This is a genomic window from Nonomuraea sp. NPDC050328, from assembly GCF_044459405.1.
In the GTDB taxonomy this organism is placed as follows: domain Bacteria; phylum Actinomycetota; class Actinomycetes; order Streptosporangiales; family Streptosporangiaceae; genus Nonomuraea.
Window position 1 is genome coordinate 546,315 of the sequence record NZ_JBITIW010000003.1, and the last position, 11,510, is coordinate 557,824.

Consider the following 11,510-nt stretch of genomic DNA (forward strand, 5'->3'; position numbering starts at 1 on the left):
TGGACCAGGGGTGCCCGCGCCCACCGGCCCGCCCCAGCCACCCTCACCGCGGGCTGCAGCGGGCCGGGGTGGAAGGTCGCGGCGGTGGTCAGGAAGCTGAGACGGTGAGGAGGGTCTTGCCGGTGGTCGCGCGGGTCTCGATCGCCTGGTGGGCGGCGGCGGCCTGGTCGAGGGGGAAGGTCTGGCCGATCACCGGCCGGAGGCGGGCCTCGGCGGCGAGGGTGAGCGCCTCGGTGATGAGGGCGTGCTGCTCGGCCGGGCCGGGCGGTCCGGTGAGTCCCAGCACGCGCACCCGGTCCCGGTCGATCTCGGCCTCGGCGCCGCTGGCCATGCCGTACACGCTGATCCGCCCGCCGTCGCGCAGCAGCGCGGCGGCCCGGGTGCCGATCTCCCCGCCCACCCCGTCGAAGACCAGGTCGAGGTCACGCGCCTGCTCCTCCCAGCCGGGCTGCCCGTAGTCCACGTAGGCGGCGGCGCCCAGCGAGAGCACCAGCGAGGATTTGGCCGCCCCGCGGGCGGCCCCGATGACGTGCGCGCCGGAGGCGGCGGCGAGCTGGGTCAGCAGGCTGCCGACCCCACCGCCGGCCGCCTCGACCAGCACCCGCTCCCCCGGCTTCACCTCGGCCTGCCCGTGCAGCAGCACCGCCGTCCGGCCGTCGGCCAGCAGCGCCACCGCATCGGCCAGGTCCAGCCCCGCGGGCACCGCGACCACGTCCCGCGCCTGGGCGAGGGCCAGTTCGGCGTAGCCGCCGACGCCGCCGGTGGTGCTCACCACCAGGGTGCCGACCAGCGCCGGGTCCGCCTCCGGCCCGGCCGCCACGATCCGGCCGCCCACCCCGTTGCCGGGCACCCGCGGCAAGGCGGGCCGGCCGAACGGCCCGGCACCCGCCCGCACCTGCGTCTCGACGAAGGTGACGCTGGCGTACTGCACCGCGATCAGCACCTGTCCCGGCCCGGGCGCCGGGTCCTCCACGGACCGCACCCGCAACACCTCGGGCCGGCCGAACTCGTCCATCACCACTGCGCGCATGACCCACCCCAAACGGATACATTCACTTCGTTTAAGGGGGAACCTATAACGGAGCGAATCGCTTCGCAACGGGGCTACAGTGGGACGCATGGCACGCAAAGCCCCCAGGCACGCCGAGGCCGCGCGCAACGACCAGGCCCTGCTGGAGGCGGCCCGGAGCGTGCTGGCCGTGGACGGGGCTCATGCCTCGGTCGCGACCATCGCCGCCCGGGCCGGAGTGGGCATCGCCAGCCTCTACCGGCGCTACCGCTCGAAGGACGAGCTGTTCCAGCACCTGTGCGAGCTGTCGCTGGAGCAGTGGGTGCGGGCAGGCGAGCACGGCCTGGCGCACGAGGATCCGTGGGCGGGGCTGGCCTACTACGTCACAGCCGCCGTCGAGTTCAGCGGCGGGTCTCTGGGGCCGCTGGCGGGGAGCATCGCGGTGACCGACGAGATGGCCGCCCGCTTCGCCCGCTCCGACGAGCTCCTCGGCGAGCTGATCGAGCGCGCGCACGCCGCCGGGGTACTCCGGCCTGACGCGACAGCCATGGACGTCTCGCTGCTGATCGAGCAGCTCGCCAAGTCGCCGTTGATGCAGCAGCTGGAGCGGCAGGGGCGGGATGACCTGATCGAGGCCGCCCGCGCGGCGCGCCGCCGTACCATCGCCATCGCGCTCGACGGCCTGCGTGCCGGTCACCCGCCGCTGCCGGGCGAGGCGCCCGCGCCGGAGCTCCTCACCGAACGCTGGGAGCACCAGCCCTGACCGCCGGATGGAACGCCCGGGTCAGCGGGCGCGGTCGTAGATCAGGGCCAGCTCGCCGAGGTCGCCGGCCTGGCGGTCGGTGAGGGTCCAGCGGGTGCCGGGCAGGCCGTCCAGGAACAGCCGCTCGCCGCCGCCGGCGATCTCGGGGCAGATCAGGAGGTGGAGGCGGTCGATCAGGTCGGCGGCCAGGAGCGGCTTGATCAGGCTCGCGCTGCTGTTGACCAGCAGGTCGCCGCTGCCGGTGGCCTTGAGCTCGGTGACGACGTCGGCGGCCGGGGCGTTGACGACGCGGGTGCGCTCCCAGGGCGCCTCGGTCAGGGTGCTGGAGAAGACGATCTTCTCGGCGTCGACCAGCCACTTGGCGTAGCCGCGGTCGCGCGGGTCGGCGCCGGGGTCGTCGGCGACCGGGGGCCAGTACCCCAGGAAGCCTTCGGCGTTGAGCCGGCCGAGCAGGGCGGTGGTGGCGTGCTCCCAGATGCGCGTCATGTGGTCGCGGGCGACGTCGGTGGCGACGTACGGGGCGAACGGTCCGAAGTCGCCGGGTCCACCGGGGCCGTTGTAGCGGCCGTCGAGGGTGAGGGCGAGGTTGGCGGTGACCTTGCGGGACATGCTCATGCTCCTGACGAGGAAGGGTTCGTGGCGGAGGGGGCTGGGCCCTCGGCTTGCGTGGTGGCGATGGTGGTCACGAGCCGGTCGAGGCTCTGGCCGAAGCCGAGCTCGATCCCCGCGATGAAGTCCGCGGAGCCGATCGTGCTGCCGGTGATGCGGAAGTCCACGTCCAGCTCGCTGCCACCGGGTGCGGGCCGCAGGTTCAGGTCGAGGTGGGCGGTGAAGGCGACCCCGCCGTCGGCCAGCAGCGGGGAGAGCCGGTAGGTCAGGCGCTCCCCCGGCAGCACCTCCTCGACGGTCCCGAGGGCCCGTCCGGCGACCGGGTCGGCGCCGTCGAGGTCCTCGGCGTCGCGGTACTCGTGGACGATCCGCCCGCCCGGCCGAGCCTCGAAGACCAGCTCGGAAACGCGCAGGTCGTCGGGCGTCCACCAGCGGGCCAGCAGCCCGGCGTCGGTGAGGTGCCGCCAGACCAGCTCGGGCGGCCCGGCCAGCGAGCGCCGGAAGCGGAACGACCGCTGGTCGGCCCACCCCGGCTCGGCGGCGGCGAGCCGTTCGGCGTCGAGGTTGAGCCCGTAGCGGTCGAAGGTCTGCCGAGCCTGTTCCGCCTGCTCGGCGAGCCGGTTCAGCTCGGCGGCCAGCTCCCGCAGCGGCTCGGCCTGCAGCGCGTAGATGCGGCGCTGGCCGGAGCGCTGGACCGCGACGAGGCCGGCCCGTTCGAGGGCTTGCAGGTGTTTGGTGGTCTGCGGCTGGCGCGCCTCGGCGAGCCGGGCCAGCACGCCGACCGCCCGGGGCCGTTCGGCCAGCAACCTCACGAGCCGCCACCGGGCCGGATCGGCCAGCGCGGCGAGAAGTCCGTCCATGCCGAGAAGTATTCGTCATAGAGAATATTCGTGTCAAGGAATATGACTAACCGCGCGCTCCTGGCTCACCGCTCGAGCGCCTCCGGCAAGCGGTAGACCGACACGTGCGAGCGCGAGTCGGCGGTGAACTCCGCCCCCGACCAGTCGGCGTGCCGCGACTCCAGCTCGAACCCGGCCAGTTGCCCCATCAGGTCGAGCTCGGCCGGCCAGATGTAGCGGTGGGGGGTGCGGTACACCCGGGCCTCGCGGCCCTCGCCGAAGCGGAAGTGGTGCGAGACGACCTGCTGGCCGAGCACGTCGTAGGTGTCCAGGCCGAGGTAGCCGGGCTCGTGGTGCCACACCGTGGCCGCCGCGCCCGGCGGCAGCTTGCGCAGCTCCGGCACCCACAGCTCGATCACGAACCGGCCGCCCGGGCGCAGGTGGCGGGCGGCGTTGCGGAAGCAGGCCACCTGCTCGGCCTGGGTGAGCAGGTTGGCGACGGTGTTGTAGACCAGGTAGACGAGCGTGAACTCGCCCGGCGCGGTCGCGCTCGCCATGTCGCCGGCGACGACCGGGATGGCCTGCTCGCCGGCCTTCGTGCGGAGCTGGTCGATCATCGGCTGCGACAGCTCGATCCCGGTGACCGGCACCCCGCGCTCGGCCAGCGGCACCGCCACGCGGCCGGTGCCGATCGCGAACTCCAGCGCTCGCCCGCCGCCCGCCAGCTCGGCCAGGCGCTCCACGGTGGGGCCGATCACCTCCGGCGCGAACATGCCACGGCCCGGGGTGTCGTAGCTCTGGGCCGCCTCGGCGTCCCAGATGTCCTCCTGTCGCATGCCGTACACCCTCGCCTCGGGCGCGGCGCGATGTCCACCGGTTAACGGACTAGGCCGAAAGTCCGAGCCGCCTCGGTCCGCGGACCGAGGCGGCCGGCGGGGCATCCGCCTAGCGTGAGCCGGCATGACATTCCTTGTGACCGGAGCCACCGGCCGGGCCGGCCGCCACGTCGTCCGCCAGTTGCTCAGCGAGGGCCACCCGGTGCGTGCCCTGACCCGGGACCCCGAGCGCGCCGCCGCAGTCCTGCCCGCCGGGGCCGAGATCGTCCGCGGCGACCTGACCGACCCCCGGACGGCACGGCAGGCGTTGCAGGGCGTGGTCGGCGTGCACCTGCTGACGGTCGGCGGCGACGACTACGCCACCCTGCGCACCGGCCCGGAGCTCGCGGCCCTGGCCGAGGAGGCCGGCGTGGCGCGGGTGGCGGTGTTGTGGAACGGGCAGAGCGGGCCGGTCGAGGAGGCCTTCCTGGCCGGCTCCCTGGAGACGACCTTGCTGCAGCCCACCGACTTCATGGGCAACACGCTCGGCTGGGCGGCGGCGATCGGCTCGCGGGCCGGGGTGAGCGAGCCGTTCGGCGACGTGCCGATCGCCGTCGTGCACGAGGGCGACGTGGGCGCGGTCTCGGCTCGGGTGCTGGCCGACGGCGGCCACGGCGGCCGGGCCTACCCGCTGACCGGCCCCGAGCCGCTCACGCCGCGTCAGCGGCTGGCGACCATCGCCGAGGTCGTGGGCCGCGACCTCGCCTTCGACGAGCTGACCGAGGAGCAGGCCAAGCAGCGCTGGCGCGAGGCCGGGCACGCCGAGGAGCTGGTCGAGATCCTGGCCGCCTGGCAGGGCGACCCGCCCGCCGAGGCCCGTACCGTCTCCCCGTTCGTGGCCCAGCTCACCGGCCGGGAGCCGCGCTCCTTCGAGCAGTGGGTGCGCGACCACGCCGTCCAGTTCCAGCCCGCTCCTTAACCCGGCGGTCCCCTAGGGGCGATCTCGGAGATCCCCCTGGGACCGGCTCGCGCCCGTTGCCGCGGCCGGAGTCCGCCTGGAAGCCTGGGCGGCATGGACAGCGCGCTGCACCTCTACGCGCTCCTGCTTCTCGCCACCGTCCCGCCGATGATCCCGAACTCCGCCCTGCTGGCGGGCGCGGGCGCGCTCGCCGCCACGGGCGGCCTCAGCCTTCCGCTCCTGGCCTCGCTCGTCCTGGCCGGGACGGTCCTGGGCGACCTGGCCGTCTACGGCGTGGGCCGGAAGTGGAGCGAGCCGGCCACCACCTGGTTGTCGCGCAAACCCAAGCGCCGCACGGCACTCGCCTGGACGACCGACCGCTTCCAGCGGTACGGCGTGCCGTCGGTGATCGGGGTGCGCTTCATCCCGGGAGGGCGCGGCATGGGGGCGGTCACCGCGGGCATCGTCGGCCTGCCGTTCCGTAGGTTCCTGCTCGCCGCCGTCCTGTCCGAGCTCATCTTCGTCTCCTGCACCGTGGGACTCGGCTACCTCGGTGGCCGATTGCTCCCGGTGGGCGGCCCGGGGGCGTTGCTGATCGGGCCGGGGGTGTCCCTGCTGGTCGCCGGGGTCACCTTGCTCGTCCAGCGCCTGCGCCGCCCGGCCTGAGCGCTACTTGACACTTTAGAGCAAGTACTTGCTATTGTCCGTCAAGTGAGTACCAGCGAGCACGTCGCCCTCGCCGCCGAGCTGGCGGCGCTGGTCGAGCGGCGGGTCACCGATCCCCTGGAGATCCTGCTCGGCGAGGCCGGACCGGTCGCGCCGGTGCGCGAGCGGCTGCGCATCGAGGCCGAGGTCTGGGCCGCCCAGCTCCTCGGCCCGGACGAGCGGCTGGCCGTGCGCACCTCGGCCCGGCTGATCGCCGCGCTGTTCCCCGGCGACGACCCGGACGCCCCGTTCGACCCGCCGGACGAGTGGTGGGGCACGGCCTTCGGACGGGCGACGGCCCGGCGGGCCGGGTTCCCGGGCCGGGCGGCGGTCTCGTTCGCCACGGCGGGAGCCATGCTCGGCATCACCCGCCAAGGCGTCCACGACCTGGTCAAGCGCGCCAAGCTCGACCGCCACCCGGACGGCGGCGTCAGCACCGACTCCATCCGCGAACGGCTCAACCACCCCCAGGAGCGCCATGCCGTACGACAAGGTCATCACTGAGCACGAGATCCCGCTGGCCGTGCGCGACTCCGGCGGGGACGGCGAGGCCGTCCTGCTGCTGCACGGGCTGGGCGGCACACTGGAGGCCTGGGCGGGCCTCGACCTGGGCGGGCGGCGCACGGTCGCGGTGGACCTGCGCGGGCACGGGCACTCCGGCGACGGCCCCTGGTCGTGGGAGGCGGTCCTGGACGACCTGGAGGCGGTCGTGCGGGCCCTCGGGCTGGGCGCCCCGGCGGTCGCCGGACACTCGCTGGGCGGCATGATCGCCGTGCAGTGGGCGCTGCGCCACCCGCACACCCCGGCCGTCGTCAACCTGGACGGCCTGCGTTCGGCCGAGAACCATCCGGACAACTACCCGGGCATGGATCCGGCCGCCCGTGACGAGGCGCTGGCGCGGCTCAAGGCCATGTTCGACGGGCAGGCCGCCCTGATGGGGGCGCCGCTGCCGGCCGAGGCCCGCGCGATGTTCCCGCCCCGGGCGCTGGTCGAGCGCGACGGCCAGGTCTACGCCCGGCCGGCGGCGGAGCTGCTGGAGGCGGTGCGCTACACGCCGGAGTTTCGCGACAGCATCCCGCCGCTGCACAAGCTGAGCTGCCCCACGCTGGTCGTCGTCGCGACCCAGGACCCGCCGGGGCTGGCCGGTGGCGAGCTGATGGCCGCCTTCCGGCGCGGGGTCCGGCGCGACCTGGCCGGGCTGCCGCCTGCCGTACGGGTGGTGGAGATGGAGGCGGGCCACACCATGCTCACCGAGCAGCCCGAGGCGGTCGGCGACCTGGTCAGGCGGTTCCTGGACGAAGCACGCTGACCGGCGGCGGCATGGGGGCCTCCAACTCGCGGGCGGTGCGCGCGAGCCAGACCACGCCGATGACGCCGACGCCCTGGAAGGCCAGCACGGCCGTCTCCACCCCGGCGGCGAGCAACGCCAGCCACAGGACCTCCAGCAGGAACGCCGCCGCCCCGACCAGGACGGTCGTCCTGCTCCAGCGCCCGTCGGCCCACTGCCCGGCCAGCACCACGAGCAGCCAGGCCGCCTCGGCCCCGTAGGAGACCAGGATCGACACCACCACCCCGCTCAACGGGACCTCCTGGATCACCTCCATGACCAGCACCGCGATGTAGAAGGCGGCGAAGGCCAGCCCGCCGATCCGCAGGCGCGACCGGCCGCGGCTGACCGCCAGGACCAGCAGGACCGTCAGCGGCGCCTGCAAGGCCCGCGGGACGGCCGCCTCCACGGCGTCACCGAGCGGCTGCGGCCCGCTCCAGGCCAGCAGGAGGTCCACCAGGAAGGACCCCAGCAGCGCGTACATGATCGACAGGTAGAGGAGGACCCGCAGCGCGCCGCGCAGCACGAGCGTCCGCAGCCGCAGCACCTCCCGCAACGCCCACGCCAGCGCGGCCAGGCGCAGGGGAACGGCCAGCAGCAGCCAGTAGCCGTCCAGCAGGAACATGCCGCTGAGCACGAGCACGAGATGGAACACCTGGACGACGACGGCCGCGGCGACCGCGATGGGGGTGATGATGCGACTCACGGCCCTCATCATTCACCACAAAAGGCAACGGAAGATGACACAGTCGCAGTGTGCAGGAGGACGCGGAGCGCGGGCGGGTGCACAGGATGTACTTCCCCTCGACACAACCGATTCCGTCGAGGAGAACCATGCGCACCACGTTCAAGGCCCTCACCGTCGGCCTCCTGGCTGCCGCACCGCTGGTGCTGGCCGCCGCGCCGGCGCACGCGCTGACGAACGTCACGCTGACCGGGGGGCTGCTCTCCATCAACTCCGGCACCGTGTCGGACAACATCACCATCAAGGTGGTCGGCACCACGATCGAGGTGGTCAACACCAACGACACGCTGATCACCAACTTCGCCTGCGCGCAGGTGAACCCCAACACCGTCCGCTGCCCGAGCGCCTCGGTCTCCAGGATCGTGGCCAACGTCAAGGACGGCAGCGACATCGTGCGGAACAACACCGCGCTGCCGCTGCAGGCCTTCCTGGGCATCGGGAGCGACCAGTACTTCGGCGGTTCCAACCAGGACCGCGTCTCGGGCGACTTCGGCCGGGACACGATGGTCGGCAACGGCGGCAACGACATCATGGACGGCGGCCCGGGGGTCGACTCGGCCGACGGCGGCAGCGGCACCGACGTCTGCGTCGCCGAGTCCGAGGTGGCCTGCGAGCTCAACTGAGCGCTACGGGCCTTCCCGGCGGGTGCGCCGGTAGTCGCCGGGGGTGACGCCGAACCACTGCCGGAACGCCAGATGGAACCCGACGCCGGACTGGTAGCCGACGCGCTGCCCGATGCGCTCGTGCGCCAGTCCGGTCTCGGTCAGCAGCCGCGCGGCCTCCTGCATGCGGCGGGCGGTCAGGTGCCGCATGGGCGCCTCGCCCACCAGCGCGCGGAAGGCGGCGGCGAAGGCCGAGCGGGACAGGCCCGCTTCGGAGGCCAGGGCGGCGACCGTCCACGGCTCGGCGAAGCGGGTCTGCACCGCGTGCAGCGCGGCCGCGATGGCGGGGTCGCGCAGCGCGGCCAGGACCGGTCCGCCGGTCCTGCCGGCCATCGCGGCCCGCAAGGCCAGCACGAAGACCAGCTCGAAGGCGCGCAGCGCGACCAGTTCCGCGCCAGGCTCGGCCGGGTCCCATGCCCCGGCCAGCCGGTCGAGGGTGTCGCCGAGCAGCGGGTGGGCGGCCAGCGCCGGCGCGGTGAGCACGATCACCGGCGGCAGGGCGCGATACAGCGGCGAGGCGGCGTCGCGCTGGTAGTGCAGCCCGCCGCACAGCAGCACCGCCGCCGGTCCCGGCCCGCCGAGCTCGATCGAGCGGGTGGTGCCGGGCGAGCGCTCGGGCAGGACCGCCGACAGCGGTACGGCGGCGCGCCCCGGCCGGTCGGCCAGCTTGTGCACGCTCCCGTGCGGGAAGACGGCCAGGTCGCCGGCCTCCAGGCGGACCGGCGCACACCCCGGCGCCTCGACGGTGACCGCGCCTTCGGCGACGTAGTGCAGCAGCGCGCAACTCTCCCGCTCGCCCTCGATCGCCCACGGCGCGCGGGCCAGCCAGCGGCTATGGAAGACGCCTTCCAGCCGGAGCGGCGCGAGCAGCTCGCTCAGCAGGTCACCGGGCACGGGACGATCCTTAAAGACAGCAGTTGAGTTCTTAATAGAGCGTATCCCGCCGGGCGGGCAGGCTGGGCGGCATGACGATTCTGGTGATCGGCGCCTCGGGCGCCCAGGGTGGAGCGGTGGCGGCGCGGCTGGCGAGCAGGGGGCTGGCCGTGCGCGGGTTCGGGCGTTCGGGGCGCGTGCCGTCCGGGGTGGAGGGCTTCGCCGGCGACCTCGGCGACGAGCGGGCGGTTCGGGCGGCCTTCGCCGGCGTGCGGCGGGTGTCGGTGACGCTGCCGCTGGTGTTCGAGGCCGAGACGGTCGCCCGCTACACCGCCAACCTCGTCTCGGCGGCGAAGGCGGCCGGGGTCGAGCGGGTGGTGCTCAACACCGCCAACCGGCTGCCGGCCGGGCCGTCGGGGGTGGCCGCGTTCGATACCAGGCGAGCCGCGGTCGCCGAACTGGAGGCGGCCGGGGTGCCGCTGGTGGTGCTGTGCCCGCCGGTCTACCTGGACAACCTGCACGCCCCCTGGGTCTGGGCGGGGCAGGGGGCCGAGCGGGTGCTGCGCTATCCGCTGCCGGCCGAGCAGCCGGTGGCGTGGTTGAGCCACCACGACCTGGCCGTGGCGACCGAGGCCGCGCTGACCCGCGACGGCCTGGAGGGCGCGCGGCTCGACCTGGGCGGCCCGCAGGAACTCACCGGCCCCGAACTGGCGGCGCTGGCCGGCGCCCGTTACGAGGCCGCCGACCCGGACGCCTTCACCGCGGCGCTCGGCCCGGCCGGTCCGCCGGTGGCCGCGACCTACCACTGGGGCGCCGCACATCCCGGCTTCTTCCGGGCCGACCCGGCCGCGGCCGAGCGGCTGGGCGTCGAGCCGACCCCGGCCGCCGCCTGGCTGGCCGAGAACGGCTTGATCGCCTATTGACGTGAACCGGGACGCGATCTAGCTTTTCCTTTAGGAAACTTTCCTAAAAGAAAGCTCACCCCCACCCCCCGCAGGAGACTCGTATGAGCCTTCGTCGTCGCGTCGCCGCCCTCGCCGGTTCGGCCGCCCTGGCCCTCGGCACCGCAGCCCTCCTCCCCTCCCCCGCCCTGGCCGCGCCCACCGGCTGCACCGCCTGGGTGTCGGGCAACATGGCCTACAGCCAGTGCACCGGCGGGACCGGCCAGCACAGCGTGGCCGTCCAGCAGTGGCACCCCTACGCCGGCCCGATCCTGGTCACCGGCCCCTGGCAGCCGCCGGGGACGATCTCCTCGACCCAGATCACCCCGTGGCCCGTCCAGCGCGTCTGGACCAACAAGCTGGGCTAACCCCAGGCCGCTCGCCGCGGGGGCGGACGGAACCCCCGCGGCGAGACCGGACCTTCACCGTTTCGCGGCGACCTGCCGCAGGTAGTCCTCCCACGTGCCGCTCCCGGCCGGTTCGGCGGCGGTGACCAGGTGCCCGGCCCGGAAGGCGCGGCCCATCGCGCCGGGCAGCCGCACCCGCACGATCGGCCGCCGCAGGCCCTGGGCGCGCAACCAGCCCTCGCCCGCCTCGGCCATGCCGAGCACGCGCGGCCCGCCGTACTCCACGATCGCCCTCGCGGGCCCGGCGGCGATCAGCCCGGCCAGGCGGCCGGCGACGTCGGCCAGCGCGACCGGCTGGGCGCGCACGTCCGGGTCGACGGGCAGGAAGCCGAGCCTGGACAGCAGGCGGAAGCCATCGGCGACGAACTCGTGGAACTGCGTGGCCCGCAGGATCGTCCACGGCACCGGCCCGCCGCGCACGAGGTCCTCGGCGCGCACCTTGGACCGGTAGTAGCCCATCGGTACCCGGTCGGCGCCGACGATCGAGACGTAGACCAGATGCCCGACGCCGGCTCTTCCGGCCGCCTCCAGCAGGTTGGCGGTGCCCTCGACCTCGACCTTCGCGGTGTAGCGGCCCTTGTAGGGCGCCGAGGCCGCGTGCACGATCACCTCCGCGCCGGCCACCGCCTCGGCGAGTCCCTCGCCGGTGGCCACGTCGGCCACGACCCACCGCACAGAGCCGGGCCCGCTTCGAGCGGTACGGCTGGCCGCCCGCACCTGGTGGCCGTCCGCGGCCAGCCGTTCCACCAGGACGCGGCCCAGCCGGCCGCTCGCCCCTGTCACCAGAACTGTCGTCATGCGGGCTGGACGAGACGGCGGCCGGGAATGTGACACTCCCGGCCGCCGCCTCCTCCCCT

The 11,510-nt window shown here is 74.3% G+C and carries 15 protein-coding genes; 8 read left to right on the forward strand and 7 right to left on the reverse strand.

All coding sequences use genetic code 11. The annotated features are described in order from the left end of the window. Positions 1–88 precede the first annotated feature (88 nt). Positions 89–1,030, reverse strand: coding sequence for a zinc-binding dehydrogenase (locus ACIBG7_RS14005; protein ID WP_397336398.1), 942 nt, complete (start codon positions 1,028–1,030; stop codon positions 89–91). An 88-nt stretch (positions 1,031–1,118) separates the two neighbouring features. On the opposite strand from ACIBG7_RS14005, the gene ACIBG7_RS14010 reads away from it, so the two are divergent. Further along, the gene (locus tag ACIBG7_RS14010; RefSeq protein WP_397336399.1) at positions 1,119–1,772 is read left to right on the forward strand and encodes a TetR/AcrR family transcriptional regulator; all 654 of its coding nucleotides are present in this window, start codon (positions 1,119–1,121) and stop codon (positions 1,770–1,772) included. A gap of 21 nt (positions 1,773–1,793) precedes the next feature. On the opposite strand, the gene ACIBG7_RS14015 is transcribed toward ACIBG7_RS14010, so the two are convergent. The 3 genes from ACIBG7_RS14015 to ACIBG7_RS14025 form a co-directional block, all read right to left on the reverse strand. Then, positions 1,794–2,381 carry a dihydrofolate reductase family protein gene (locus ACIBG7_RS14015; RefSeq protein ID WP_357923434.1) on the reverse strand — a complete coding sequence of 196 codons (588 nt, stop codon included), beginning with the start codon at positions 2,379–2,381 and terminating at the stop codon, positions 1,794–1,796. Between the two features lie 2 nt (positions 2,382–2,383). Then, a complete protein-coding gene (locus ACIBG7_RS14020; protein ID WP_397336400.1) occupies positions 2,384–3,241 on the reverse strand; it encodes a metalloregulator ArsR/SmtB family transcription factor in 858 nt (285 codons plus the stop codon). A gap of 65 nt (positions 3,242–3,306) precedes the next feature. Next, positions 3,307–4,056, reverse strand: a complete 750-nt coding sequence (locus tag ACIBG7_RS14025) for a class I SAM-dependent methyltransferase (protein ID WP_397336401.1) — start codon at positions 4,054–4,056, stop codon at positions 3,307–3,309. A 124-nt stretch (positions 4,057–4,180) separates the two neighbouring features. Here ACIBG7_RS14025 and ACIBG7_RS14030 point away from each other — a divergent pair, with 124 nt between their 5' ends. The 4 genes from ACIBG7_RS14030 to ACIBG7_RS14045 all read left to right on the forward strand — a co-directional run bounded on the left by ACIBG7_RS14030 (position 4,181) and on the right by ACIBG7_RS14045 (position 7,007). Further along, positions 4,181–5,014: an SDR family oxidoreductase gene (locus tag ACIBG7_RS14030; protein ID WP_397336402.1), complete on the forward strand. Its 834-nt coding sequence runs from the start codon at positions 4,181–4,183 to the stop codon at positions 5,012–5,014. A gap of 93 nt (positions 5,015–5,107) precedes the next feature. Next, entirely contained in the window at positions 5,108–5,659 is a 552-nt protein-coding gene (locus ACIBG7_RS14035; RefSeq protein ID WP_357923426.1) for a VTT domain-containing protein, read from the forward strand. 45 nt (positions 5,660–5,704) lie between these two features. After that, positions 5,705–6,202 carry a hypothetical protein gene (locus ACIBG7_RS14040; protein WP_397336403.1) on the forward strand — a complete coding sequence of 166 codons (498 nt, stop codon included), beginning with the start codon at positions 5,705–5,707 and terminating at the stop codon, positions 6,200–6,202. Beyond that, positions 6,177–7,007 (forward strand): alpha/beta fold hydrolase, encoded by an 831-nt coding sequence (locus tag ACIBG7_RS14045; protein ID WP_397336404.1) that lies wholly within the window; start codon positions 6,177–6,179, stop codon positions 7,005–7,007. Before ACIBG7_RS14040 ends, ACIBG7_RS14045 begins: the two co-directional genes overlap by 26 nt. On the opposite strand, the gene ACIBG7_RS14050 is transcribed toward ACIBG7_RS14045, so the two are convergent. Beyond that, on the reverse strand, positions 6,979–7,731 hold the full coding sequence (locus ACIBG7_RS14050) for a hypothetical protein (RefSeq protein ID WP_357923420.1): 753 nt from the start codon (positions 7,729–7,731) through the stop codon (positions 6,979–6,981). The genes ACIBG7_RS14045 and ACIBG7_RS14050 overlap by 29 nt on opposite strands. 128 nt (positions 7,732–7,859) lie before the next feature. On the opposite strand from ACIBG7_RS14050, the gene ACIBG7_RS14055 reads away from it, so the two are divergent. Beyond that, positions 7,860–8,393 carry a hypothetical protein gene (locus tag ACIBG7_RS14055; protein ID WP_357923418.1) on the forward strand — a complete coding sequence of 178 codons (534 nt, stop codon included), beginning with the start codon at positions 7,860–7,862 and terminating at the stop codon, positions 8,391–8,393. Between the two features lie 3 nt (positions 8,394–8,396). On the opposite strand, the gene ACIBG7_RS14060 is transcribed toward ACIBG7_RS14055, so the two are convergent. Continuing rightward, a complete protein-coding gene (locus tag ACIBG7_RS14060) occupies positions 8,397–9,326 on the reverse strand; it encodes an AraC family transcriptional regulator (protein WP_397336405.1) in 930 nt (309 codons plus the stop codon). 71 nt (positions 9,327–9,397) lie between these two features. Here ACIBG7_RS14060 and ACIBG7_RS14065 point away from each other — a divergent pair, with 71 nt between their 5' ends. After that, positions 9,398–10,228, forward strand: a complete 831-nt coding sequence (locus tag ACIBG7_RS14065) for an SDR family oxidoreductase (RefSeq protein WP_397336406.1) — start codon at positions 9,398–9,400, stop codon at positions 10,226–10,228. A gap of 83 nt (positions 10,229–10,311) precedes the next feature. Next, the gene (locus ACIBG7_RS14070; protein WP_357923414.1) at positions 10,312–10,614 is read left to right on the forward strand and encodes a hypothetical protein; all 303 of its coding nucleotides are present in this window, start codon (positions 10,312–10,314) and stop codon (positions 10,612–10,614) included. A 54-nt stretch (positions 10,615–10,668) separates the two neighbouring features. Here the strand turns inward: ACIBG7_RS14070 and ACIBG7_RS14075 are convergent, their stop codons facing one another. After that, positions 10,669–11,451 carry an SDR family oxidoreductase gene (locus tag ACIBG7_RS14075; protein ID WP_397336407.1) on the reverse strand — a complete coding sequence of 261 codons (783 nt, stop codon included), beginning with the start codon at positions 11,449–11,451 and terminating at the stop codon, positions 10,669–10,671. Positions 11,452–11,510 lie beyond the last annotated feature (59 nt).

Bases quoted from the DNA above. Each gene is read 5' to 3' on its own strand.
- ACIBG7_RS14035 (WP_357923426.1), top strand. From the start codon at position 5,108: ATGGACAGCGCGCTGCACCTCTACGCGCTCCTGCTTCTCGCCACCGTC.
- ACIBG7_RS14005 (WP_397336398.1), bottom strand. From the start codon at position 1,030: ATGCGCGCAGTGGTGATGGACGAGTTCGGCCGGCCCGAGGTGTTGCGG.
- ACIBG7_RS14025 (WP_397336401.1), bottom strand. From the start codon at position 4,056: ATGCGACAGGAGGACATCTGGGACGCCGAGGCGGCCCAGAGCTACGAC.
- ACIBG7_RS14070 (WP_357923414.1), top strand. From the start codon at position 10,312: ATGAGCCTTCGTCGTCGCGTCGCCGCCCTCGCCGGTTCGGCCGCCCTG.
- ACIBG7_RS14030 (WP_397336402.1), top strand. From the start codon at position 4,181: ATGACATTCCTTGTGACCGGAGCCACCGGCCGGGCCGGCCGCCACGTC.
- ACIBG7_RS14010 (WP_397336399.1), top strand. From the start codon at position 1,119: ATGGCACGCAAAGCCCCCAGGCACGCCGAGGCCGCGCGCAACGACCAG.
- ACIBG7_RS14020 (WP_397336400.1), bottom strand. From the start codon at position 3,241: ATGGACGGACTTCTCGCCGCGCTGGCCGATCCGGCCCGGTGGCGGCTC.
- ACIBG7_RS14015 (WP_357923434.1), bottom strand. From the start codon at position 2,381: ATGTCCCGCAAGGTCACCGCCAACCTCGCCCTCACCCTCGACGGCCGC.
- ACIBG7_RS14045 (WP_397336404.1), top strand. From the start codon at position 6,177: ATGCCGTACGACAAGGTCATCACTGAGCACGAGATCCCGCTGGCCGTG.
- ACIBG7_RS14065 (WP_397336406.1), top strand. From the start codon at position 9,398: ATGACGATTCTGGTGATCGGCGCCTCGGGCGCCCAGGGTGGAGCGGTG.
- ACIBG7_RS14075 (WP_397336407.1), bottom strand. From the start codon at position 11,451: ATGACGACAGTTCTGGTGACAGGGGCGAGCGGCCGGCTGGGCCGCGTC.
- ACIBG7_RS14055 (WP_357923418.1), top strand. From the start codon at position 7,860: ATGCGCACCACGTTCAAGGCCCTCACCGTCGGCCTCCTGGCTGCCGCA.